The sequence below is a fragment of the Burkholderia lata genome (assembly GCF_000012945.1).
In the GTDB taxonomy this organism is placed as follows: Bacteria; Pseudomonadota; Gammaproteobacteria; order Burkholderiales; family Burkholderiaceae; genus Burkholderia; species Burkholderia lata.
Genome location: NC_007511.1, coordinates 2,588,022 through 2,610,272 on the forward strand (window position 1 = coordinate 2,588,022; position 22,251 = coordinate 2,610,272).

19 protein-coding genes are annotated in these 22,251 nt (G+C 67.1%); 1 reads left to right on the forward strand and 18 read right to left on the reverse strand.

Annotated features, from left to right (window positions below; genetic code table 11):
• Window positions 1–120: 120 nt before the first annotated feature.
• From BCEP18194_RS34065 to BCEP18194_RS34110, 10 genes are all read right to left on the reverse strand, one after another.
• Window positions 121–1,287 (reverse strand): glycosyltransferase family 4 protein, encoded by a 1,167-nt coding sequence (locus BCEP18194_RS34065; protein WP_011355860.1) that lies wholly within the window; start codon window positions 1,285–1,287, stop codon window positions 121–123.
• On the reverse strand, window positions 1,287–2,471 hold the full coding sequence (locus BCEP18194_RS34070) for a glycosyltransferase family 4 protein (protein WP_011355861.1): 1,185 nt from the start codon (window positions 2,469–2,471) through the stop codon (window positions 1,287–1,289). Before BCEP18194_RS34070 ends, BCEP18194_RS34065 begins: the two co-directional genes overlap by 1 nt.
• On the reverse strand, window positions 2,468–3,934 hold the full coding sequence (locus BCEP18194_RS34075) for an O-antigen ligase family protein (RefSeq protein ID WP_011355862.1): 1,467 nt from the start codon (window positions 3,932–3,934) through the stop codon (window positions 2,468–2,470). The genes BCEP18194_RS34070 and BCEP18194_RS34075 overlap by 4 nt, the downstream gene beginning before the upstream one ends.
• A gap of 10 nt (window positions 3,935–3,944) precedes the next feature.
• The gene (locus BCEP18194_RS34080) at window positions 3,945–5,081 is read right to left on the reverse strand and encodes a glycosyltransferase family 4 protein (RefSeq protein WP_011355863.1); all 1,137 of its coding nucleotides are present in this window, start codon (window positions 5,079–5,081) and stop codon (window positions 3,945–3,947) included.
• A 49-nt stretch (window positions 5,082–5,130) separates the two neighbouring features.
• Complete coding sequence (locus BCEP18194_RS34085) at window positions 5,131–6,090, reverse strand: glycosyltransferase family 2 protein (RefSeq protein WP_011355864.1); 960 nt, start codon at window positions 6,088–6,090, stop codon at window positions 5,131–5,133.
• Between the two features lie 64 nt (window positions 6,091–6,154).
• A complete protein-coding gene (locus tag BCEP18194_RS34090) occupies window positions 6,155–8,380 on the reverse strand; it encodes a polysaccharide biosynthesis tyrosine autokinase (protein WP_011355865.1) in 2,226 nt (741 codons plus the stop codon).
• A gap of 50 nt (window positions 8,381–8,430) precedes the next feature.
• Window positions 8,431–9,609 (reverse strand): polysaccharide biosynthesis/export family protein, encoded by a 1,179-nt coding sequence (locus BCEP18194_RS34095; protein WP_011355866.1) that lies wholly within the window; start codon window positions 9,607–9,609, stop codon window positions 8,431–8,433.
• Window positions 9,603–10,046: a low molecular weight protein-tyrosine-phosphatase gene (locus BCEP18194_RS34100; protein ID WP_011355867.1), complete on the reverse strand. Its 444-nt coding sequence runs from the start codon at window positions 10,044–10,046 to the stop codon at window positions 9,603–9,605. Before BCEP18194_RS34100 ends, BCEP18194_RS34095 begins: the two co-directional genes overlap by 7 nt.
• A 30-nt stretch (window positions 10,047–10,076) precedes the next feature.
• Entirely contained in the window at window positions 10,077–11,489 is a 1,413-nt protein-coding gene (locus BCEP18194_RS34105) for a UDP-glucose dehydrogenase family protein (protein WP_011355868.1), read from the reverse strand.
• An 80-nt stretch (window positions 11,490–11,569) separates the two neighbouring features.
• On the reverse strand, window positions 11,570–12,943 hold the full coding sequence (locus tag BCEP18194_RS34110; RefSeq protein ID WP_011355869.1) for an undecaprenyl-phosphate glucose phosphotransferase: 1,374 nt from the start codon (window positions 12,941–12,943) through the stop codon (window positions 11,570–11,572).
• 428 nt (window positions 12,944–13,371) lie between these two features.
• Between BCEP18194_RS34110 and BCEP18194_RS34115 the strand changes: the two genes are divergently transcribed.
• Window positions 13,372–14,898: a mannose-1-phosphate guanylyltransferase/mannose-6-phosphate isomerase gene (locus BCEP18194_RS34115; protein WP_011355870.1), complete on the forward strand. Its 1,527-nt coding sequence runs from the start codon at window positions 13,372–13,374 to the stop codon at window positions 14,896–14,898.
• Between the two features lie 122 nt (window positions 14,899–15,020).
• Here BCEP18194_RS34115 and BCEP18194_RS34120 read toward each other — a convergent pair whose 3' ends face one another.
• The 8 genes from BCEP18194_RS34120 to BCEP18194_RS34155 form a co-directional block, all read right to left on the reverse strand.
• A complete protein-coding gene (locus tag BCEP18194_RS34120) occupies window positions 15,021–15,962 on the reverse strand; it encodes a transposase (protein WP_011355871.1) in 942 nt (313 codons plus the stop codon).
• Window positions 15,963–16,693: 731 nt separating this feature from the next.
• Window positions 16,694–17,275 (reverse strand): DUF3501 family protein, encoded by a 582-nt coding sequence (locus BCEP18194_RS34125; protein WP_011355872.1) that lies wholly within the window; start codon window positions 17,273–17,275, stop codon window positions 16,694–16,696.
• 31 nt (window positions 17,276–17,306) lie between these two features.
• Window positions 17,307–18,644 carry a heterodisulfide reductase-related iron-sulfur binding cluster gene (locus tag BCEP18194_RS34130; RefSeq protein ID WP_011355873.1) on the reverse strand — a complete coding sequence of 446 codons (1,338 nt, stop codon included), beginning with the start codon at window positions 18,642–18,644 and terminating at the stop codon, window positions 17,307–17,309.
• 123 nt (window positions 18,645–18,767) lie between these two features.
• A complete protein-coding gene (locus BCEP18194_RS34135) occupies window positions 18,768–19,190 on the reverse strand; it encodes a rubrerythrin family protein (RefSeq protein ID WP_011355874.1) in 423 nt (140 codons plus the stop codon).
• 435 nt (window positions 19,191–19,625) lie between these two features.
• Entirely contained in the window at window positions 19,626–20,894 is a 1,269-nt protein-coding gene (locus BCEP18194_RS34140; protein ID WP_011355875.1) for an RNA polymerase sigma factor, read from the reverse strand.
• The gene (locus BCEP18194_RS34145) at window positions 20,891–21,307 is read right to left on the reverse strand and encodes a VOC family protein (RefSeq protein ID WP_011355876.1); all 417 of its coding nucleotides are present in this window, start codon (window positions 21,305–21,307) and stop codon (window positions 20,891–20,893) included. The genes BCEP18194_RS34140 and BCEP18194_RS34145 overlap by 4 nt, the downstream gene beginning before the upstream one ends.
• Before the next feature lie 42 nt (window positions 21,308–21,349).
• A complete protein-coding gene (locus BCEP18194_RS34150) occupies window positions 21,350–21,769 on the reverse strand; it encodes a YciI family protein (RefSeq protein ID WP_011355877.1) in 420 nt (139 codons plus the stop codon).
• 125 nt (window positions 21,770–21,894) lie between these two features.
• Complete coding sequence (locus BCEP18194_RS34155; RefSeq protein WP_011355878.1) at window positions 21,895–22,248, reverse strand: YciI family protein; 354 nt, start codon at window positions 22,246–22,248, stop codon at window positions 21,895–21,897.
• Between the last annotated feature and the right edge of the window lie 3 nt (window positions 22,249–22,251).

Genomic DNA, 22,251 nt, shown 5'->3' on the forward strand with positions numbered 1-22,251 from the left:
GCTGCCGATCGGATGGAGAAGGCCGGCACGCCCTTCGCGGGCGGCCGGCACGCGAACCGGCCGCGCACGCGCGCCGGTTCGGCATTCGGTTCGGCGCGCAGGCTGCGCGCCGCGGCGCACTCAGCCTGCCGCCTGGATCGCCTCTTCGTACACGCCGGCCACGCGCCGCGCGATCACCGCGTTGTCGAAATGATCACGTGCATAGCGCTTGCATGCAGCCTCGTCGGGCAGCGTGATCGCGCCCGACAGCGCGCCACCGAGCCCTTCCGCGATCGCATCCGCGCCCGTGGACGGCAGCACGAGATCGTCGGACAGCCCGGCCACCGCCTCCGGCAGCCCGCCGACCGGCGTGACCAGCACGGGCGTGCCGGACGCGAGCGATTCGACGGTGATCAGCCCGAAGCCTTCGAGCGCGACCGTCGGCACGACGCTGACCGTCGCCGCGCGGTACAGCGCCGCGAGATGGTTGTCGGGCACGAAGCCGAGCAGCTTCACGTTGTCCTGCAGCCCGGCCGCATCGATGCGCTGCTGCAGTTCCTCGCCGATCTTGCCCTTGCCGGCGATCAGCAGCAGCACGTCCGGGTGACGGTGCTTGAGCAGGCCGATCGCATCGATCAGGTCCTCCAGCCCCATGCGCCGCACGAGCCGGCGCACGGCCAGCACGATCGGCCGGTCCTGCGGCAGTTGCAGCTTGTGCCGCGCCTCGGCCGGTGTGAGCGGCGTATCGAACTGCGCGGTATCGACGCAGCCGGGAATCACCCGCACACGCGACGGATCGATCCCGTAGCGGTTCGTCAGGATCTGGCCGAACGCCTGCGACAGCACGATCAGCCGCGACGAACGCGTATAGACGGCCTGTTCGAGATAGCGTTTCGCGCGCTGGCCGAGCGACGCGGCGCCCTCGACCTGGCTTTCGTCGGCCCACGGCCCCTGGAAGTGCGACACCTGCGGAATCCCGCGGGTGACGTCGAGGCCCGGGAACGTGTACAGCGCGAAGTGCGACGAGATCACGTCCGGCCGCTCGCTGCGGATCTCCTCGCGCAGCGCGCGCCGCGCGGCGAGCATCCGGCGCGCGAGCGACTCCGATGCGGGGCCGAAGCCCTGGATCGCACCGTCCGTGTCGTCGGCAACCTTCGGCGAGCCGGCGACGAGCCCGCGCACCTCGACGCCCGCGCCCGGCAGCGCGCCGACGAGCGAGTAGTACATCCGGTCGAGGCCACCCGCGCGTTCGGGGAACCAGTGCATGCCGATTTGCAACGATTTGATCGGCCGGGAAGATTGGGACATCACGTTTGCTCCTGCGTGACTGCATGCTCCGCCCGCTCGAAGGCGGACGGCTGCGTGGGTTGGCCGATGCGCCGGTAGAGCGCGACATACTGGGCGCCCATGTGCGCCCAGCCGAAACGGGTCATCAGTTCGCGGGCGGCTTCGCCCATCGCGCGACAGGTGTCGCGCGACGCCGCGAGCGAGCCGATCGCCTGCGCGAGCGCCGCCGGATCGTCCGGATCCTCCAGCACGATCCCGCACTCGCGCGTGATGATTTCCGCGCCGCCCGCCGTGCGCGCGGTGACGACCGGCAGCCCGGCCGCCATCGCCTCGAGCAGCGACAGGCTCATCGCTTCGTAGCGCGACGGGAACACGTAGGCGTCAACCGAGCGCATCAGCGTCGGCATGTTTTTCACGAGACCGAGGAAATGCACGCGCGAATCGATGCCGAGCGCGCGCGCTTCCTCCGGGTACGGGCTGCCCGGCAGGTAGCCGGCCACCGCCAGGTGCACGTTCGCCGGCAGCTTCGTCAGCGCCTTCAGCACGGTGCCGAGGTTCTTGCGCGGCGTGCGCAGGTCGCCGACGAACAGCAGCAGGAACGCATCGTCCGGCAGCTTGAACGCCGCACGGTCGGCCTGTGCGCCCGCGAACGCGCTGGCGTCGACGCCGTTGTAGATCACGCTGATCTTGCGGCTGTCGATGCCGAGCCCGGCGATCTCGTCGGCCACCTTCTGCGATACGGCCGTGATCGCGCGCGAACGCCGGTACGCCCAGCGTTCGAGCGTGGTGTTCACGCGCGTATAGACATACTGGTAAGCCGACCACAGTCCCTTCGTCGGCCCGAACGGATAGTACGGACTCTTGAACCAGCCGCCATGCACGAAGTGCGCGGTATTCACGTCGGCCTTGATCCACGAAATGAAGCCGTTCACGTGCAGCACGTCGTATTCGCTGCGGTGCGCGCGCAGCCAGGCCGCGCTCTTCAGCGCGAACACCTGCTGCTTGACGAGATTCGACGGCCAGAAGCCGCCGACCTTCACCGGCACCCAGCGCACGCGCGGGTCGGCCAGCAGCTCGGGCGCGACATGCGACGCGACCAGCGTGACCTCGTAGTTCTCGGCCAGCGCCGCGCGCGCGATTTCGTAATTGACGCGGCCCTGCCCGTCGTTATGTCGCACGACGTGCGTGACGATCGCGATTCTCAATGGTCGCCTCCCCGTAAACGCGCGGCGCCCAGCAGGCGTTGTGCCTTTTGCCAGTGCGCCGCGGAAAGAATCGAAAAAATGGCTGTGAACATCAGCAGGCCGCCCGTGCCGATCAGCGAGTTCGTGAACACGAGCATCGCGAAGGTCGACAGGCACAGGCTCAGGCACGCACCGACGAATTTGTCCTTGCGCAGCTTGAACGCCGCGCGCAGCGTGCGGCCGAACAGCATCACGACGCCGGCGAGATACAGCAGCGTGCCGGGCCAGCCGAGCACGAACGGCACGTTCATCACGCCGCTGTCGAAGCTGCCGTACTTGCCGAGCTCGCCGCTGTCGCTCGACAGCTTCGTGGATGCACCCGTCGCGCCCATCCCTTCGCCGGCGACGTCGGTGAACGCGGTCTGTGCGAAGGTGGCGTAGAACTTGTTGCGGTCGTCGTAGCTGCGGTCGTCCTTCAGGTTCGTGATCGACTGCAGACGCGCGCCGAGCCGATCGGCCACCGGCCCGACGGTCAGCAGCGGCACGCACAGCCCGACCAGCACGACACCGCTGATCAGGATCCGCATCCGCACACGGTTGTTCGACTGCGCGAGCTGGATCGCGAGCGCGATCACCCAGCCGCCCCATGTCGAGCGCACGAGACACAGCGCGAACGACACGAAACCGGCTGCCCCGGCGAACCAGCGGATCTTCTGCGGCGCCGCGAGCACGAACACCAGCGCGCCCATCATCGCGAACGCGAACGGCCCCGACGAGTTCATCGTGCTGAACACGCGCACGCCGTACGGCACCGGCTCGCCCTGCGAGCCCATGTCGGAACCGATCATCCACAGCACGTCCCACTGCGGCATCACGAAGTACTGCACGACGCCGTACACGCCCATCACGAGCATGCCCCACATGAACGTCGACAGCAGCACGTCGCGGTACTCGGGGTAGTCGCGTGCATTGACCATGATGTGAAAGCCGATCAGCACCGGGTACACCCAGTTCGCGAGGTCGTAGGTCGCGGCCATCACGCCGCTCGACACGATCCCGACGAGGTACGCGTACGCGAGCCCGAACAGCATCAGCAGGATCGGGATCCCGCGCCGCTGCGCGAGCACGCGGTAATGCCGGATCAGCCCTAGGCCGGCGATCATCGTCACCGCGAGTGGCGCGACCTGGATCAGGCTCGTCGGCGTGAACGCGCCCTTCGACCAGTCGGCGAGACGCCGCACTTCCGGGCTCAGGAACCATACCCACCACATGAAGCCGACGTAGCGCGCCGGACTCTTGAAATACAGCCAGATGCCGACCGCGATGGCCAGCACCGGAAACGCGAGCGTCAGTACCTTGCCCTGGTGAATGGCGATCAGCGCGGCCGTGAACGTCCACAGCCCGGCCTGCCCGACCCAATGCTTCGGCTCGGGCAGCCAGTTGCGTTTGCGCGACGGTGCGCGTTCGGCGGTAATCGTACTCATCGATCCGCTCTCACCGCGACGACGGGCGCGAATCCGCGAGCGGCATCGCCCGGCCCGCGGCTGCCGGCGTCCGGCGCCGGCGCAGCATGTCGCGCGTGATCCGCACGTGCTGCTCGGCGAACGCCTGCGTGGTCAGGTCGCGATCGCGCAGGCACGCGGCGGCAGCCTGCGCGCAGCCGAGCGCAGCGACCGGATCGGCCACGAAGCGATCGGCGGCCTGGCGCATCGCCTGCGCGTCGAACGCCGGCACATAGGCGGCCGTATCGTGCGGGAAATAATCGCTGAGCCCGCCGACGTCCGACACGATCATCGGCTTGCCGACGGCGGCCGCCTCGAGCATCACGGTGATGCCCGACGCATGGAAGTTCGGCCGCAGCGGCACGACGATCACGTCGGCCCACGCGTACAGCTCGTGCTGCTTCGCGAGCCCCGATGCCGAGCCGATCTTCACGTTCGGCGCATGCCACTCGCGCGGCACGCGGCGGCGCGTCGCGAGTCGTACGTCGTAGCGCTCGTCGCCGCCGAACGCGGCGAGGAACGTGCGCCAGTCGCGATCGCGATCGTTGCCGATCGCCGCGATCCGCAGCGGCCGGTTCGGTTGCCATTGCTGCGGCTCGGTGATCGGGAAATCCTGCGTGTTCAGCCCGTAGTAGACGAACTCGGCGTCGCGGCCGAGATAGCGGCGGCACAGGTCGGCGTTGTCGCGGGCCAGCGTGGTCAGCGCGTCGGCGCGCGCGATCAGCTTGCGGTACAGCCAGCGGCGCGGGCCGCCGAAGCTGTTCCACTTGTCGAACAGCCACACGCTCTGCGCGAGCAGCAGCGGGCGCTTGCCCTGTGCGCCGGCGAGCTTCAGGATCAGCGAGGCCGCCAGGTGCTCCTGCTCCGTGTGCGTCCAGATCACGTCGGTGTTCAGCAGCGCGGCGCGGTTGCGCCACGCATGCACGACGTCGAAGCCGAGCGCCGCCTTCAGCGCGCGGCGCGCGAGGCTGGCGACACGGCTCTCACCGCCGTCCTGCGAATAGGTCAGCCGGAATTCGTCGGATTCGGCATGGTGATAGCCGTACAGGCAGCCGATGTTCTCGCCTTTCCGGTAAGTACGCGGATCGGCGCCGTAAAACAGGTGAACGTGGACCTTGGTTGCAGTCATTCGAGCCCTCCTCCGGGTTCGGCCGCGCGGCGTTGCGCGCGCGGCGCGTTCAAGACGTCACCGGCGGCATCGCCGCACGATGGGGGGCAAGGTTGGCGCGGCGAGCGTCGCGCGCGCCGCGGCGCACCGCGCGCCAGTGCTCGCGGATCCGCTCGCGCTTCGCCGTATGCAGCGACAGCAGCACGTGCGCGAGGCCCGGGTAGACGCGCGTACCGACCAGCGTCCACCACCACCACGCGATCTCGCGCCGGACCGGCGGCAGATGCTCGCGCAGGATCAGGTGCATGTTGTACGCGCCGTTGCTGATCGCATTCAGCGACGCGGCATCGCGCCGGTCGTCGTCGAAGCGCTCGGCCGGGAAATGATCGACCGCGATCGCCGGGTCGTAGACGAGCTTCCAGCCGTCGCGCTGCACGTGCATGCTGAAACCCATGTCGTTGTGCACCTGCGCACCGGCCCCGCGCAGCCGCGTGTCGAAGCGCAGCCGCTCGATCGCGGCGCGGCGGTAGCTCATGTTCGCGCCTTTCAGCATGTCGACTTCGCGCAGGCCGCCGACGCCGAGATGATGGTTGCCGACGATCTTGCCGGACAGCGTGAGCTGGCCGACGAGCTCGCGCGATTCGTCGAGCACGCGGCCCTTCTCGTGCACCCAGTCGCGCCCGCCGACCGCGCCCACGCGCGGATCGGCTTCGAACGCCGACTCGACGCGCGCGAGCCAGTCGGGGTGCGGCGCAGCGTCGTCGTCGGTGATCGCGACGATGTCGCCGTTCGCCGAGTCGAGCCCCTTGTTCAGCGCGGCGACCTGGCCCGGCACGTCGACCGGCACGATGCGCAGCGGCAGCGCGCCGCCGACCGCCGGATCGGCGAGCCGTTCGTGCGTGGCGTCATCCTCCGGGCGCGCGACGACGATCACCTCGTCGGGCAGCCGATGCTGCCGCTGCAGCGCCAGCAGGCAGCGCGCGAGGTCGGCGGGACGCCGATAGGTCGGAACGAGCACGGAAATTTTCATCGTTGGTTCTCCTGTCGGCCGGGCGGGCAACGCTCGCTGCCCGGCCGGTTACGTGCGATGCGGATCAGGCGCTCAGGTATTCGTGCACGGCCGCATAGCCGCGGCCGTAGCCGCGCGCCTTCGGCGGCACGCCGTTGAAGATCCCGCCTTCCAGATCGACGCCCGCGGTGCGCAGGCGCTTGATCGCGTCGGCGATCTCGCCTTCGGTATGCATGCCCGAGCGCAGCACGAGGAACGTCGAGCCGGCCATGCGGCCGATGATCGTCGCGTCGGTCACCGCCAGCACCGGCGGCGAATCGATCAGCACGACGTCGTAGCGCTTGCCGAGCCCTTCGAGGTATTGCGGCAGGCGCGTCGACATCAGCAGCTCCGACGGGTTCGGCGGGCGCGTGCCGGCCGAGATGAACGACAGGCCCTGCACCGGCGTCTCGCGCACGGCGTCCTCGAGCGCCGACTGGTCGCTCAGCAGCTCGGACAGGCCCGGCTGCGACGTGAGGCCAAAGTAGCGGTCGAGCAGGCCGCGGCGCATGTCGGCGTCGATCAGCAGCACGCGCTTGCCCGAATGCGCGAGCAGCACCGCGAGGTTGACCGTCAGGAAGCTCTTGCCGATGCCGGGCGTCGGGCCCGTCAGCACGATCACGCGATTCTTCGCATCCATCATCGCGAACTGCATCGCGGTGCGCAGGCTGCGCAGGCTCTCGACGCTGAGATCCTTCGGACGCAGGCTCGCGAGGATCGGCCGCGCACGGCTGCCGCCCTTTTCGGCCTGCGCGTCGAGCTTCACCTGCTCGGCGCTTTGCGGCACCAGCCCGTACAGCGGCAGGTTGAACGCGCGCTCGATGCGGTCGGGATCCTCGATGCCCTGGAACATGTTGCGGCGCAGGAACACGACGCCCGTGCCGAGGATCATCCCGAGGAACACGGCAGCCGACAGGATCAGCACCTTCTTCGGCTTGACCGGATCGCCCGGACGCAGCGCCGAATCGATCAGGTGGATGTTGCCGCCCGTGCCGGCCTTCTGCACCGACAGCTCCTGCACGCGGTTCAGCAGCAGCACGTAGATGTCCTCGGCAACCTTCGCGTCACGCTGCAGCTGGACGGCCTTCACTTCGGTGGCCGGCAGGCTGCGGAAGCGGTTGCTGAACTTGTCCTTCTCGCCCTGCAGCTCCGCGAGCTGCTGCTTCGCGGCGATCACCATCGGGTGCGAATCGGTGAAACGCTGCGCGAGCGACGCGAGCTGCAGGCGCTGTGCGGCGATCTGCTGCTCGTACTGCACGCTGCCCTCGAGGTAGACCTTCGCCTCGTCGCTCGCGTTGATCGAGCCCGACGTGCGCTGGTACTGCGTCAGCGCGGCTTCCGCGCGTTCAAGGTCGGCCTTCAGGCGCGGCTCCTCGCCCTTCAGGAAGTCGAGCATCTTGGTCGCTTCCGCCTGCTTCGCGACCACGTGCTGGTTCAGGTACGACTGCGCGAGCGCATTCGCGATCGCGGCGGTCTGGTCCGGATCCTTGCCTTCGAGCGAGATCTGCACGACGCCCGTCTGCTTGCCCTGCTCGGTCACCTGGATGCCGGTCTGGAAGCCGCTGATCGCGTCGAGATCGTTGTAGCGGACCACCGTGAACTGCGTGCCGGGGCGCGCGACGAGCTTCGACACGAGCAGCGTCACGCCGCCGCCCTGCGCCGATTCACCGACATGGCCCGACAGCAGCCGCATGCCGTTCTGGTCGACGATCGAATAGGTGCCGTTCGGGCCGGCCGTCAGCGTCAGCTTCTTGCCTTCAAGTGCCGGCACGACGTTGATCGAATCGACGTCGGCGACTTCGCCGCCCCAGGCGTACGACTTCAGGCCGAGCCACGGCCGCGCCGGTTCGCCCGGCGTCGCGATGCGCGCGGCAAGGCTGCCGATCACCGGCAGCGTCTTCGGCACGACCGAGAAATTCAGCTTGAACTGCTCGACCACCGGCGCGACGACGCCGCGGCTCTTGATGATCTCGATTTCCGCGTCGGTCGGCGCCTGCTGCGGGCCGCTGTTGATCATCGCGCCCGTCTGCGTCTGCGTGAGCGCCTGCGACGTGTTGTCGTTGCCCTCGACCCGCACGTGCACGTCGGCCTGGTAGACCGGCTTCGCGATGTAGCAGTAGAGGCCGGCGAGCGCCACGACCGTCACCGCGATGCCGAGCAGCAGCCAGATGTCGTCCATGATCACCTGGAGCAGCTGGCCGAGGACGACGTCCTCTTCCTCGGTTTTCGCGGACAGATCCGCGTAGGAGTGTTTCGCTTGCGTGTTCACCATTCGTTCCCGCTTGAGTGGTGCCGGGGCGGAGGCGCCGCCCCGGCGGGCTATCAGCGCGTGATTTGCCGCATGAAGAAGATCGTCTGGATCGTCGGCAGCACCTGCTGCAGCACACGGTTGAACTGCACCGAGCTGGCCGTGCTGACGTAGACCACGTCGAGCGGCTGAAGCGGGAAGCGGCTCGACAGCATCAGCGCATCGGGCTGCGTCATGTCGAGACGGAACACTTCAGGCTTCGTCGGGTTGTCGCGCATCCCGCGCATCACGTAGATCTTGCGCGGGTTCGCGTCGGTATCGAGGATGCCGCCGCCCGCGGTCAGCGCGTCGGCGATGGTCAGGCGGCCCTTGAGCATCGGCACCGTGACCGGCGTCTTGACCTCGCCCATGATGAACACGCGGCTGTCGCTGCGGTCCGGCACGTTGACGATGTCGCCCGGCTGCAGCATCACGTTCTGCTTCACTTCGCCGCGATCGAGCACGCCGTTCGCGTCGAGCGTGTAGAGCTTGCCGTCGCGCGTCAGGCGCACGCGCTGCAGGTCGGCCTCGTTGGTCGAGCCGCCCGAGCGCGAGATCGCGTCGACGAGCGTCAGCGGCACGTCGCTCACCGCGAGCGGGCCCGGCTGCTTCACCTCGCCCGTCACCTGCACCTTCTGGCTGCGGAACGACAGCACGCGCACGTCGAGCTGCGGATTCTTCACGTAGCGCGACAGCGTGGTCGCCATCTGCTCGCGGATCTGCGCGACCGTCTTGCCGGCCACCTTGATGCGGCCGACGAACGGGAAGAAGATCGTGCCGTCGGCGGCGACCGTCTGGCCATACGGATCGGCCTGGCCCGGCAGCGCGGTCGTATACGGCTGCTGCAGCGCACCCGCGACCGTCTGCGTCGTGTTGCCGCCGCTCGAGAACGACTGGCCCTGCGGCGTCGTCAGCTCGGGGTGGTCCCACACGGTCACGCCGAGGATGTCCTGCGGGCCGACGCGGTACACGTACTCCGACGGATCGGTATAACGTCCCGGCGGCAGCGGATGATCGACCTGCGCTTTCTGCAGCTGGTCCATCACCACTTTGGCGTCGATGTAATGAACCGGATAGGTTTCAGCCGCTTGCTGGCGGCCTTCGTCCTTCAGGTTCGACGAGTCGAGGTAGTTGCCGGGCGCGGTTGCACAGGCTGACAGGAAAGTCGTCAGCGCGACGGCAAGCGCCACCGGGCGCATCGGGCGTTTCAGCATAGTTTCTGTAGCCATCCTTGAACCAGACGTTCGATCAGTGAGTAGCTCTCGCGGTAATCGGCCTCGGGGCCGCCGTGCGGATCGGCAATCTCGGCCCCTTCCCACTTGCCAAGCAGGTGGACCTTGCCGCGCGCGAACGGATCGACCGATTCGACGGCCTTGATCTGTTCGCGCTCGCTGACGAGAATCAGGTCGGCGTCGCGCACGATCCGGCGCGACAGCCGCCGCGAGCGATGGGTCGTCGCATCGACGCCCCGCTCGGCGAGCAACTGACGCATCACCGGATCGATGCCGTCGCCGTCGTTCGCATGCACGCCCGCCGAGTGGAACGTCGGGCGCGGGCCGCCGCGCGACGCGGCGTGCGACTTGAACAGCATTTCCGCTGCCGGGCTGCGGCAGACATTCGCGTGGCAGACGATCAGGATGTTCCGGAACATGGCGTCTCGTTACGAGTGACGGGAAACGGGTTACGCGCTCGCGGGCGCGGTGCCCGGCACGCGGGCGGCGACGGCCTGGCGCGAGCCCGGCCGGCCGATCGGGTGGTATTCGATGCCCTGCTCGCTCATCGTCTCCGGCTCGTACAGGTTGCGGCCGTCGAAGATCACCGGCGATTTCCACAAGCGGCCGAGCGCGACGAAGTCGGGGCTCTTGAAGATCTTCCATTCGGTGACGATCACGAGCGCGTCGGCATCGCGTGCGGCCTGCGCCTCGTCGTCGACGAAGCTCAGGCGCTCGAGCCAGCTCGGGTGATCGGCGAGATCGAGCGCGATCACGCGGCGCGCTTCCTGCTGCGCGACCGGGTCGTACGCGGCGATGCGCGCCCCGCGCGACAGCAGCTCGGCGATCAGCTCGCGGCTCGGCGCTTCGCGCATGTCGTCGGTGTTCGGCTTGAACGCGAGGCCCCAGATGGCGAAGGTGCGGCCGGTCAGGTCCTCGCCGAAACGCGCGACGATCTTCTCGGCGAGCACGCGCTTTTGCGTGGCGTTGACCGACGACACCGCCTTCAGGATCTGCAGGGCCTGCCCGTGCTCGTCGGCCGTGCGGATCAGCGCCTCGACGTCCTTCGGGAAGCACGAGCCGCCGTAGCCGCAGCCGGCATACAGGAAGTGATAGCCGATGCGCGGATCGGAGCCGATCCCGCGGCGCACGGCCTCGATGTCCGCGCCGAAGCGGTCGGCGAGGTTGGCCAGCTCGTTCATGAACGAGATGCGGGTCGCGAGCATCGCGTTCGCCGCGTATTTCGTGAACTCGGCCGAGCGCACGTCCATGTACAGCGTGCGTTCGTGGTTGCGGTTGAACGGCGCGTACAGCTTCTTCATCAGCTCGCGGGCGCGCTCGCCCGGCACGTCGTCGTCGCAGCCGATCACGATGCGGTCCGGCCGCGTGAAATCGTCGACCGCCGCGCCTTCCTTCAGGAATTCCGGATTCGACACGACCGAGAACATCTGGTCGCCGCCGCGCTTCGCGAGTTCTTCCGCCACCGCCGCGCGCACGCGCTCGGCCGTGCCGACCGGCACCGTCGACTTGTCGACGATCACCTTGAAGCCGGTCATGTAGCGGCCGATGTTGCGTGCGGCCGCGAGCACGTATTGCAGGTCGGCCGAACCGTCCTCGTCGGGCGGCGTGCCGACTGCGATGAACTGCACGTCGCCGTGCGCGACCGCGGCCTCGATATCGGTCGAGAAGCGCAGGCGGCCGGCCGAGCGGTTGCGCGCGATCACTTCCTTCAGGCCCGGCTCGTGGATCGGCACGCCGCCGTTGTTCAGGATGTCGATCTTTGCCTGGTCGACGTCGAGACAGAACACGTCGTGCCCGATGTCGGCGAGACACGCGCCGGTGACAAGACCTACGTAACCGCTGCCGATGATAGTCAGATTCATGATGTGTCGGGCCTCTTGACCAATGATTCGAAATTCGTAAAACCGGAATGCCTGCGTGGCGCGATCTCGGTGCTCGGTACTTAGTACGCGTTGCTGCCGGTGAAACCTTTCCAGAGCGTCAGCACGACGATCTTGATGTCGAGCCAGAACGACCAGTTCTGCATGTAGTACAGATCGAGCTTCACGCGTCCCATCATCTTCTCGATCTGGTCGGTCTCGCCGCGGAAGCCGTTGATCTGCGCCCACCCGGTGATGCCCGGCTTGATCCGGTAGCGGAACATGTAGCCCTTGACCAGATCCTTGTAGATGTCGTCGTGCGCGAGCGCATGCGGGCGCGGGCCGACGACCGACATCTCGCCCTTCAGCACGTTGATGAACTGCGGCAGCTCGTCGAGGCTCGTGCGGCGCAGGAACCGGCCGACCGGCGTCACGCGCGAATCGTTCTTCTTCGCCTGCGTGACCTGCCCCGCCACTTCCTGGTGCACCTTCATCGAGCGGAACTTGTAGATCTCGAACTCATGCCCGTCGATGCCCTTGCGCTTCTGGCGGAAGAACACCGGCCCGCGCGACGTCAGCTTGATCAGGCACGCGATCAGCAACATCACCGGTGCGAGGCCCGTGAGCGCCACCAGCGCGAACGCCCGGTCGAACACGAACTTCGGCAGGATCCGCACGTCGGTGATCGGCGACGCCGCGAGGTTGATCGCCGGCACGCCGAGCACCTCGACCACTTCCTGGTTGAAGAACGACAGCGTGCGCACGTCCGGGATGAAGCGGATGTTCACGAAGTCGTGGCGGAACACCGTCACGATCTGGTGAATCCGGCGCTCTTCGGTGATCGGCAGCGTGAGCCACAGCTCGCTGATCGCGCGGCTGCGCACCAGCCACACCAGCGATTCGAACTGCCGCTCGATGCGCACGTCGTCGAGCGCGACTTCGCCCGGCGCTTCGCTTTCGTCGTACACGCACACCGGATTGAAACCGGCTTCCGGCCGCGCCCGCATCTGGGCGATCAGCCGCCGCGCCGCCGGCGTCCCGCCGACGATCGCGACCGCCTTCAGGTTGTAGCCGCCGCGGCGCAGTTGCCGCAGCACGACGTGCACGCAGGCCTTCGAACCGACCAGCAGCGCCATCGTCACGAGCGCCCAGTAACCCAGCCACAGCCGCGACAGGTCGCCCGACTGATGAAAGCTGAAGCTCAGCAGGATCCCCGCGAGCTCGACCACCAGCCATGCGAACGCGACCCGCCCCACCAGCCCGACGAGACGCTTGCCGCGCCACGACTGGTAAATGCCGAACGCGGGAAAGCACACGACGACGAGCAGGCAATCGAACAGCATCATCGTGCGCTGCAGGTCGTTGAGCCAGATGCTGCCACCGTGCAGCGTGGCGGCGATCAGCGCCCCCATCACGACCATCGCGATATCGATGACTCTCGCCAGCACGCTCAACATGTCTGCTTCCTCTTTGAACAGGCGTTTGCCGAACAGCTCCTTGTGCGACCCGTGCCGCACATTCGATTCAAACGTTGCATGACGCTATTGAAGCGACAAGAAAATTCCTCCTCAAGCGCACAAGTATTTCGAAAAATAATCGGAAATTCTTGCCGCGAAGTTTTTGAATTAATTCGGCACGTTTTCCCGAAATGCTCGGAAATCGGGAATTTTTCGGAAGCTTTACGATTTCCGCTCACCCTTTGCGGGCGGTCAAGACCAGCCGATTCACGGATTTATTTTTTAATTTTTTATTTGCATCGGATGCTAGCGCGGAAAATTCTTCCTGATGAATGCCTGGCGAATATCAGGCAATGGGTCCGGTTTTATTGTCGATTTACTTCATGCTACAACGACAGGCACTGACTTCAACCGTGGAGAGTGTCCTCATGAATGCTCCGGCCGTGGCTGCCGAAACGCGCCATTCTTCTTCCACCGCCCCCGCCGCCGGCACGCGCGTCGCCGTGCAACCGGTGATTCTCGCCGGTGGGTCCGGCACGCGCCTGTGGCCGATGTCGCGCGAACGTTTTCCGAAACAGCTGATCGGCCTGCTCGGCGAACATTCGCTGCTGCAGTCGACCGCGCTGCGCCTCGACGGCCTGACGGCCGACCATCCGCTGAACGACGACGTGCTGATCGTATGCGGCGAGGATCACCGCTTCACCACTGCCGAGCAGCTGCGCCTGACCGGCAAACCGGCGTCGATCATGCTCGAGCCGATCGGCCGCGACACCGCGCCCGCGCTGACGCTCGCCGCGTTGCGGCTGGTCGCCGGCGGCAACGATGCGGTGATGACCGTGATGCCGGCCGACCATGCGGTCGCCGACCTGCCGCGCTTCCACGCGGCCGTTGCGGCCGGCGTGCACTGCGCGATGCAAGGCAAGATCGCGACGATGGGCATCGTGCCCACGCACGCGGAAACCGGCTACGGCTACATCCGCGTCGGCGCGCCGCTCGGCGACGCCGCCACCGGCAAACTCGACGTGCGCCGCCTCGACCGCTTCGTCGAGAAGCCGCATCTCGAACTCGCTCAGCAGTACGTTGCATCGGGCGAATACTGGTGGAACAGCGGCATCTTCATCGTGCGCGCCTCGGTCTGGCTGAAGGCGATCCGCCAGCTCGAACCGGCGATCTACGCGGCCTGCGAACAGGCCGTCGCCCAGGGCAAGGCCGATGGCGATTTCTTCCGCGTCGATCGCGATGCATTCGCCGCGTCGCCGTCGAACTCGATCGACTACGCGGTGATGGAGCCGATCGCGAGCCTGCCGCAACTGTGCGAGAGCGTCGTCGTGCCGCTCGACGCGGGCTGGTCGGACGTCGGCTCGTGGGACGCGATCTGGCAGATCTCGCCGAAGGACGACGCGGACAACGTCGGCCGCGGCCACGTGCTGTTCGAAGGCGCGGAATCGACGTTCGCGCATTCGGAAAGCCGGCTCGTCGCGTGCCTCGGCACGCAGAACCTCGTCGTCGTCGAAACGCCCGACGCCGTGCTCGTCGCGGACAAGTCGCGCGTGCAGGACGTGAAGAAAATCGTCGGGCACATCAAGGCGCAACGCGGCGCGGAAGCGACCGATCACCGCAAGGTGCATCGCCCGTGGGGCCACTACGATTCGATCGACATGGGCGAACGCTTCCAGGTGAAACGCATCGTCGTGAAACCGGGTGCGCGCCTGTCGCTGCAGATGCACCACCATCGCGCCGAACACTGGATCGTCGTGCGCGGCACCGCGCGCATCACGCGCGGCGACGAAACGTTCCTGCTGTCCGAAAACGAATCGACGTACATCCCGCTCGGCGTGTCGCACCGCCTGGAGAACCCGGGCATGATGCCGCTCGAGCTGATCGAAGTGCAGTCGGGCGCGTATCTCGGCGAGGACGACATCGTCCGCTTCGACGATACCTACGGCCGGCAGTAACGCACGTGCACATGGGGCGCCGCTTCGACGGCGGCGCCCCAGGCAAGGCAAGCATGGAAAGACGGAACTTCCGCGCGGGCGTCGTGGCACACGACGGCCCGCGCGTTTCAGCGGGCCGGCGATCAGCCGACGCGGTAGACGTACTCGCGGCGCTCCGGCTGCACCGGATCGTTGCGGCTTTCGGACAGCGCGCTCGCATGACGCTCGGCGATGAAGCGCTGGATGTCCGACTCGGCACGCGCGAGCGCGGACAGGCCGGCCAGCACCTCGCCTTGCGGCTCGCGCGCCGGCTCGTCGCTCGCGCCATGGCGATCGATCCACTGGCGCGCCCAGTCGAGCGCGAACTGCTCGGCTTCCTCGGCATCGGTGAAGCGCGGGCCGATCAGGCCCGAGCGCTCGACGCGCCGGTCCTCCTGCGAAATCTCGGCCCACGCGCGATACATCAGGTTCTGCACGGGCTGCGCGATGCCGCAGATCGTATAGCCGCGATATTCGTCGACTTGCGGTTCGGCCGCGGCGAAGCTCGCCGACGACGCATGCGCATGGCGCAGCTCTGTCGACGGCGCACCGGGCACCTCGAACGACACGGCCGACGAATCGACCGCTTCGTCGACCGGCATCGCACTCAGCGACGCGCCCTCGCCCTCCCAAACGTTTGCCTGAGCGACCGGCAATTGCCACGATTCGGGGTTTTGCCAGAACACGCCGCGCAAGCGATCGTTGTCGGGCACGGGCTCGGCACGGCGCGCGGGCACGACCGGCACCGGCGGCGGCGGAATATACGCGAACGTGCGCCCGCTGAACTGGGTCAGCACGTCGATCATCTGCAGCAGCGTGCCGGACGCCAGCCACTCCTCGTAACGGCGACGGCACGTCGGCCCGGACGGATAACGACCGGGCAGCTTCGACCAGGCTTCACCGGTCGTCAGGATCCAGAGCACCGCGTTGGCAACGACGCGCGGTTCGGCTCGTGGACGCCCACGACGGTTCAGCCGGATGGGTTCATCGGCGATCAGCGTTGAAAGACGAAACCACTCTTCATCGTTAAGCTCATCGAAGAACATAGTAGATCTCTCCACGCAGCCAGGCCGGGGCTGCGATTGGCGGCGCCGTCGCGACACATCGCGTCGCGGGGCGGCCAGGTTGCACATTATGGTTATCCGGTGTTGTGCATGCCGGTGCAGCACCGCACTTTCACGGTGCCGCCATTCCCGGCAATGACGCACAAATCACGGTCTCACTCCAATGTGGGAATTTTTGTGCACGAAGCATACCATCCTCAGGGTTTATCTCAATATGACAATGACTTAATGTTACGCACTGAAACAACCTGCCATGGGTGCGTAATGTATTTACGCTTGAATTTTTTTGCGAGATCTTTATGCCCGTCGCTGCAAAGGCCCGTCTGGCGGGGCTTCGCAGCGTATGAAGAATACCTTTTTATGGGCATTTTCGGGCCGCTCCGACCCTTGCCGGCAACAATCCCGCGCATTGCTTCCGGACATCGGTAAATCAGGGAAAAAAGCGTAACAAGATATTCACGAATCGGTAAATCATTCAAATTCCGCCGATTTTAATTATCTCCGTGCACAATCTTTTTATTGTTTCTCTGCGAGTGATGAAAGCCCGGTGACGCGCGATGCACATCTTTCGCCACGCGCAAACTCGTGACGTCTGTTACATCTTCGCGGCGGCAGGCGAGCGATCGCGCCGTATCGGAAGCGGAAATCCCGTTTCGGGTCGGAACGAAAAAAGAAACCGGTGGGCAGGTGGTGCCGAACGTACAGCGGACGCGTCAGCGCAGATCGCCGGCCAGCGAGGCGGTCACGTCCGCGTCCACGCGCTGCGCCGGCATCGTGTAGGCCGGGTGATCGCAGCCGATCGACAGCGCCGCCCCGCCCTTGAGCGCCGCCCGCATCGGCGCACCGAGCTCAAAGCGCACGAAGTGCACGGCCGATGTCTTCTCGGCGTTGTCGCGGTCGAGATCCTCGTCGGCGATCGCGTAGACGTTCGCATGCCCGTCGACCTGCAGGTACACGCGATCCTCGACACCGATCAGCCGCGCGAGCGCCGCGCGCCGTTCGATCTCGTGCTCGTACTCGATCTGCATCGTCGCCTTCAGGTTCGTGCCGTCGGGCACGAGCGGCAGATACGCCTCCAGCTCGCCCTCGATGCCGGCCTGGTCGAAGATCTTCTCGATGTGCAGCATCTCCTGGATCTGATAGCGAATCGTCGTCTCGTCCTCGAACAGGAAGCGCAGGTGATTGCCGAGCGCCACCGCGCGGCGGCGCTTGTACGCGACGAGCCGCGCGTGTTCGGCCTTGCGGATCTTCGCGTACGCTTCGAGCGTCAGCAGGGAGTCGCGGGTCAACGTCATGGGAGGTCCTCGTGGGTCGGCTGGCCGTGGCTCAGATGCCGTATGCGCGGCGCAGCAGCGTGAGCGGATGCGCGAGCGGCGCGGACGGCAGCCCCTTGTCCTCGATGCCCTGCACGATGTGATGGCCGGCCAGCGCGCAGTCCGACGACACGAAATCCGGCTGCGGCTCGGCCATCGCCTTGAATACGGGGCCGCCGATCCGCATCGCGTCCGCATGAAATTCCTTCTTCACGCCGAACGTGCCCGCATGGCCCGAACAGCGCTCGACGACATTCACGCGCGTATCGGGCACGAGCGACAGCGCGTCGGCCGTCTTGCGGCCAATGTTCTGCACGCGCGCATGGCACGGCACGTGATACGACACGGTGCCGAGGCCCGTCTTGAAATCGGTCTTCAGCAGTCCGTCGCGATGCCGCGCGATCACGTATTCGAACGGATCCCAGAATGCTTCGGCCACCGCACGCACCGCTTCGTCGCCGGGGAACATCAGCGGCAGCTCGCTCTTGTACATCAGCACGCAGCTCGGGATCGCGCCGATCAGCGCATAGCCTTCGCGCGCATAGCGTTCGAGCACGGGCAGGTTCACGTCCTTCTTCGCGGCCACGCCGGCGAGATTGCCCTGCTCGAGCAGCGGCATCCCGCAGCAGGCTTCGCGCGTGACGAGCTCGTACGGGATGTCGTTGTGCGCGAGGATCGCGAGCAGGTCGTGGCCGATGCCGGGTTCGTTGAAATTCACGTAGCAGGTTGCGTAGATCGCGACCTTGCCGGGCGTGCGTTCGCCGTCGCGCACCGGCAAGCCGTCCGAGGGCTTCGCCGTGCGCCGGAACTTGCGCGGCGCGAATTCCGGCAGCCATGCGTTGCGGTCGACGCCGAGCGTCGCCTCGAGCGCATGGCGCGCGGGCGGCGTGCGGTTCACCGCGTTCACCGCCTGCGTGACGATCGGGATGCCGGCGAAGTGACCGAGCGCGTCGGTGTTCGACAGCACCTTGTCGCGCAGCGTCGCCTCGCCGCGCTTGTAGCGCGCGGCCTTGCCGCGCAGCATCAGGTGCGGGAAGTCGACGTTCCATGCATGCGGCGGCACGTACGGGCATTTCGTCATGTAGCAGAGGTCGCACAGGTAGCACTGGTCGACGACCTTGCCGAACGCTTCCTTCGGCACCTCCTCGATATCGCCCATCGGCGTGTCGTCGACCAGATCGAACAGCGTCGGAAACGCGCCGCACAACGACACGCAGCGCCGGCACCCGGCGCAGATGTCGAACACGCGCGTCATTTCCGCATCGATCGCGGCTTGGTCGTAGAACGCATCGGACTGCCAGTCGAGCGGATGCCGGGTCGGGGCTTCGAGACTGCCTTCCTTGTGGGGCATGGGGCGCTCCATCGAGCGTGGCGCGCATGCGCGCCAGCGCCGCCCGCGCGATGCGGGCAGCGATGAACGAACAGCCGGCCGCTTGCCGGTCGCACGGCCTGCCGTGCGGCCCGCGGCGGCCCGTCAGTCGACGAGACTGTCCAGCGCCTTCGTATAGCGGTTTGCGTGGCTGCGTTCAGCCTTCGCGAGCGTCTCGAACCAGTTCGCGATTTCGTCGAAGCCCTCGTCGCGCGCCGCCTTCGCCATGCCCGGATACATGTCGGTGTATTCGTGCGTTTCGCCGGCGATCGCCGATTCGAGATTCTGCCGCGATGAACCGAACGGCAAGCCCGTTGCCGGATCGCCGACGGCTTCCAGGTATTCGAGATGGCCATGCGCATGGCCGGTTTCGCCTTCGGCGGTCGAGCGGAACAGCGCGGCGACGTCGTTCTGGCCTTCGACGTCAGCCTTCGAAGCGAAATACAGATAACGCCGGTTCGCCTGCGATTCGCCCGCGAATGCGGCCTTCAGGTTCTCTTCGGTTTTGCTGCCCTTGAGTTGAGCCATTTGCGCCTCCGTTCGAGTCGGCGCGGCCGCGTGCGAAGCCGGGCCGATCAGGTATGTGGGGAACGATGCGTGCGCCGGGGCGCGCGCATCGTGCTCTTCAATCTAGGCGCTCGCGTTCGCATCCCCCAATAGGCTTTTTCAATCCGGGCGATAGTGCTTGGCGGGAGGTGGGGCGCTGGGCGCGGTGGCGGGCGCGGGGCTTGGGGCTTGGGGCTTGGGGCTTGGGGCTTGGGGCTTGGTGCTCGGTGCGCGGTGCGCGGTGCGCGGTGCGCGGTGCGCGGTGCGCGGTGCGCGGTGCGCGGTGCGCGGTGCTCGGTGCTCGGTGCTCGGTGCTCGGTGCTCGGTGCTCGGTGCGCGGTGCTCGGTGCGCGGTGCTCGGTGCGCGGTGCTCAGCGCTCGGTGCTCGGTGCGCTGCGTTCACGCGTGCCGCGTAGGTCACGCGTCCGTCGCACGCCTGAGCAGCAATTCGCGTTCGCGCTCGTTGCGCGTCAGTTCCGCCGCGCGGCGGAATTCGGCCTTCGCCTCGTCGGCGCGGCCCAGCTTCGCCAGCAGGTCGCCGCGCACGCTCGGCAGCCAGTGATAGCGCGCGAGCGCGGGATCGTCGCGCAGCGCGTCGACGAGTTCGAGCGCCGCGGCAGGCCCGAACGCCATCCCGACGGCCACCGCGCGATTCAGCTCGACGACGGGCGACGGCGCGACTTCGGCAAGCGCGTCATACAGCGCGACGATTTGCGCCCAGTCCGTATCCGACGCCTGCCGCGCGCGCGCATGGCAGGCTGCCAGCGCGGCCTGCAACGCATACCGCCCGCGGACGCCGCCGAGCTTCGTCGCGCGTTCGAGCGCAGCAAGGCCGCGCCGGATCAGCAGCGGATCCCAGCGGCTGCGATCCTGGTCGAGCAGCAGCACGGGCCGGCCCTGCGCGTCGGTGCGCGCATGCATGCGTGACGCCTGCAGCTCCATCAGCGCGACGAGCCCGAGCACCTCGCTCTCGTCCGGCGCCAGCCCGGCCAGCACGCGGCCGAGCCGCAACGCCTCGTCGCACAGCGCCGGGCGCGTCCAGTCGTCGCCCGAGGTCGCCGCATGGCCTTCGTTGAACACGAGATAAATCACTTCGAGCACCGACGCGAGCCGCGCCGGCCGCGCATCGGCAGCCGGCACCTCGAACGGCACGTGCGCCGCCGCGAGCGTGCGCTTCGCGCGCACGATCCGCTGCGCGATCGTCGGCTCGGGCGTCAGGAACGCGCGCGCGATCTCGTCCGTCGTCAGCCCGCCGAGCAGCCGCAGCGTCAGCGCGACGCGCGCATCGGTCGACAGCACCGGGTGGCACGACGTGAAGATCAGCCGCAGAAGATCGTCGCCGATGTCGTCCTCGCTCGCGTCGGCAAGCGCCTCCGCGATGTCGGGGACGACATGCGCTTCGAGCGCGTCCATCTCGTGGCCGAGCTGGTCGCGCTTCGCCGCGTGGAGCGACTCCTGCCGGACACGATCGAGTGCGCGACGCTTCACGGCCGTCATCAGCCATGCGGCCGGGTTGTCGGGCACGCCGTCGACGGGCCAGTGCTCGAGCGCCGCGACGAGCGTGTCCTGCGCCAGTTCCTCGGCCACGCCGACGTCGCGTACCACGCGCGCGGCGCGCGCGATGATCTTGGGCGCCTCGATCCGCCAGACCGCTTCGATCGCACGGTGAGTCGCCTCACGCGTCACGACGCCTGCCCCTCGGCGGACGCGTCCAGCGGCATGGCCATCAGTTCCCATGCATGGCCGTCCGGATCGTCGAACCCGTGGCCGTACATGTTCGGGTACTCGCGCGGCGCTTGCGGCGCGGAGCCGCCAGCCGCCAGCGCCTTGGCGACGATGCCGTCGACCTCGGCGCGGCTTTCGCACGACAGGCACGACAGGACCTGCACCTGCGTTGCCGGATCGATGATGGTTTTGCCGGTGAACGTCTGGAAAAACGGCCGTACGAGCAGCATCGCGAAGATCGTGTCGCTGATCTTGATGCAGGCGGCCTGGTCGTTGGTATAGGCCGGCACGACTTCGAAGCCGAGCGCCTGGTAGAACGCCTTCGAGCGCGGCAGGTCGGCCACGGGCAGGTTGATGAAGACCATCTTGTGCATGTCGGGTGCTCCCAGTGAGGTTGGATTCAGGTGGGCAATCAATCAGGCGCTGGTGCGGCCGACGTGGAGTTCGCGAAACCGCTCGACCGCGTCGCTCGGCGTGAGGTCGTCGAGCTCGAACAGCGGCCGCACCTCGATCTCGCAATCCATCTCGGCGCCGAACGGCGCGGGAAACCGGCGCGTCCATTCGAGTGCTTCGTCGCGCGAACGCACCTGGATCAGCGTATAGCCGGCAATCAGTTCCTTCGTTTCGGCGAACGGGCCGTCGACCACGGTGCCCTTGCCGCCCGAGTAGCGCACGCGCCAGCCGTTCGCGCTCGGGCGCAGCCCGTTCGCGTCGAGCAGCACGCCGGCCTTGGCCAGTTCCTCGTGATAGACGGTCATGGCCTCGACCAGCCGGTTGTCCGGCAATGCGTCGGACTCGCTGACGGCGTTCGCCCGGATCATGATCATGAATCGCATCGTTCACTCCTTGTCGTCGGTGGAAAGCAGCGCCCGTTCATCGGCGCCTTATCCGGACGACGGCCGGAAGACAGCCGGATCGACATATTCCGCGACATATCAGGGTAAATACCTAGTCTCAGCCTTCACAGAAAGCACGGGCCGACCGCGCGCACCTCGACCGTGCACCACTGCGCGGCCGGGCACTGGCGCGCGATCTCGATCGCTTCCTCGCGCGTGTCGACGTCGACGATGAAGAAGCCGCCGACCATCTCCTTCGCCTCCGCGAACGGGCCGTCGAGCAGGCGCGTCTCGCCGTCGCGCACCTGCACGCGCGTACCGCGCTCGGAGCGCTCCAGCGACTCGACGCCGCGCAGCACGCCGCGCGCCTTCAGCGTCTCGGCGAAATCGACCATCCGTGCGTACAACGCCTGACCTTCGTCGAGCGTGCGTTCGGCGCGCTGGTCGGTCGGCTCGACAATCAACAGCATGTAAGACATGGA

What these genes read in the sequence shown, in the direction of transcription:
- BCEP18194_RS34065 (WP_011355860.1), bottom strand. Translation starts at nt 1,287, where the DNA reads ATGTCCCAATCTTCCCGGCCGATCAAATCGTTGCAAATCGGCATGCAC.
- BCEP18194_RS34075 (WP_011355862.1), bottom strand. Translation starts at nt 3,934, where the DNA reads ATGAGTACGATTACCGCCGAACGCGCACCGTCGCGCAAACGCAACTGG.
- BCEP18194_RS34080 (WP_011355863.1), bottom strand. Translation starts at nt 5,081, where the DNA reads ATGACTGCAACCAAGGTCCACGTTCACCTGTTTTACGGCGCCGATCCG.
- BCEP18194_RS34085 (WP_011355864.1), bottom strand. Translation starts at nt 6,090, where the DNA reads ATGAAAATTTCCGTGCTCGTTCCGACCTATCGGCGTCCCGCCGACCTC.
- BCEP18194_RS34090 (WP_011355865.1), bottom strand. Translation starts at nt 8,380, where the DNA reads ATGGTGAACACGCAAGCGAAACACTCCTACGCGGATCTGTCCGCGAAA.
- BCEP18194_RS34095 (WP_011355866.1), bottom strand. Translation starts at nt 9,609, where the DNA reads ATGCTGAAACGCCCGATGCGCCCGGTGGCGCTTGCCGTCGCGCTGACG.
- BCEP18194_RS34100 (WP_011355867.1), bottom strand. Translation starts at nt 10,046, where the DNA reads ATGTTCCGGAACATCCTGATCGTCTGCCACGCGAATGTCTGCCGCAGC.
- BCEP18194_RS34105 (WP_011355868.1), bottom strand. Translation starts at nt 11,489, where the DNA reads ATGAATCTGACTATCATCGGCAGCGGTTACGTAGGTCTTGTCACCGGC.
- BCEP18194_RS34110 (WP_011355869.1), bottom strand. Translation starts at nt 12,943, where the DNA reads ATGTTGAGCGTGCTGGCGAGAGTCATCGATATCGCGATGGTCGTGATG.
- BCEP18194_RS34115 (WP_011355870.1), top strand. Translation starts at nt 13,372, where the DNA reads ATGAATGCTCCGGCCGTGGCTGCCGAAACGCGCCATTCTTCTTCCACC.
- BCEP18194_RS34120 (WP_011355871.1), bottom strand. Translation starts at nt 15,962, where the DNA reads ATGTTCTTCGATGAGCTTAACGATGAAGAGTGGTTTCGTCTTTCAACG.
- BCEP18194_RS34125 (WP_011355872.1), bottom strand. Translation starts at nt 17,275, where the DNA reads ATGACGTTGACCCGCGACTCCCTGCTGACGCTCGAAGCGTACGCGAAG.
- BCEP18194_RS34130 (WP_011355873.1), bottom strand. Translation starts at nt 18,644, where the DNA reads ATGCCCCACAAGGAAGGCAGTCTCGAAGCCCCGACCCGGCATCCGCTC.
- BCEP18194_RS34135 (WP_011355874.1), bottom strand. Translation starts at nt 19,190, where the DNA reads ATGGCTCAACTCAAGGGCAGCAAAACCGAAGAGAACCTGAAGGCCGCA.
- BCEP18194_RS34145 (WP_011355876.1), bottom strand. Translation starts at nt 21,307, where the DNA reads ATGCACAAGATGGTCTTCATCAACCTGCCCGTGGCCGACCTGCCGCGC.
- BCEP18194_RS34150 (WP_011355877.1), bottom strand. Translation starts at nt 21,769, where the DNA reads ATGCGATTCATGATCATGATCCGGGCGAACGCCGTCAGCGAGTCCGAC.
- BCEP18194_RS34155 (WP_011355878.1), bottom strand. Translation starts at nt 22,248, where the DNA reads ATGTCTTACATGCTGTTGATTGTCGAGCCGACCGACCAGCGCGCCGAA.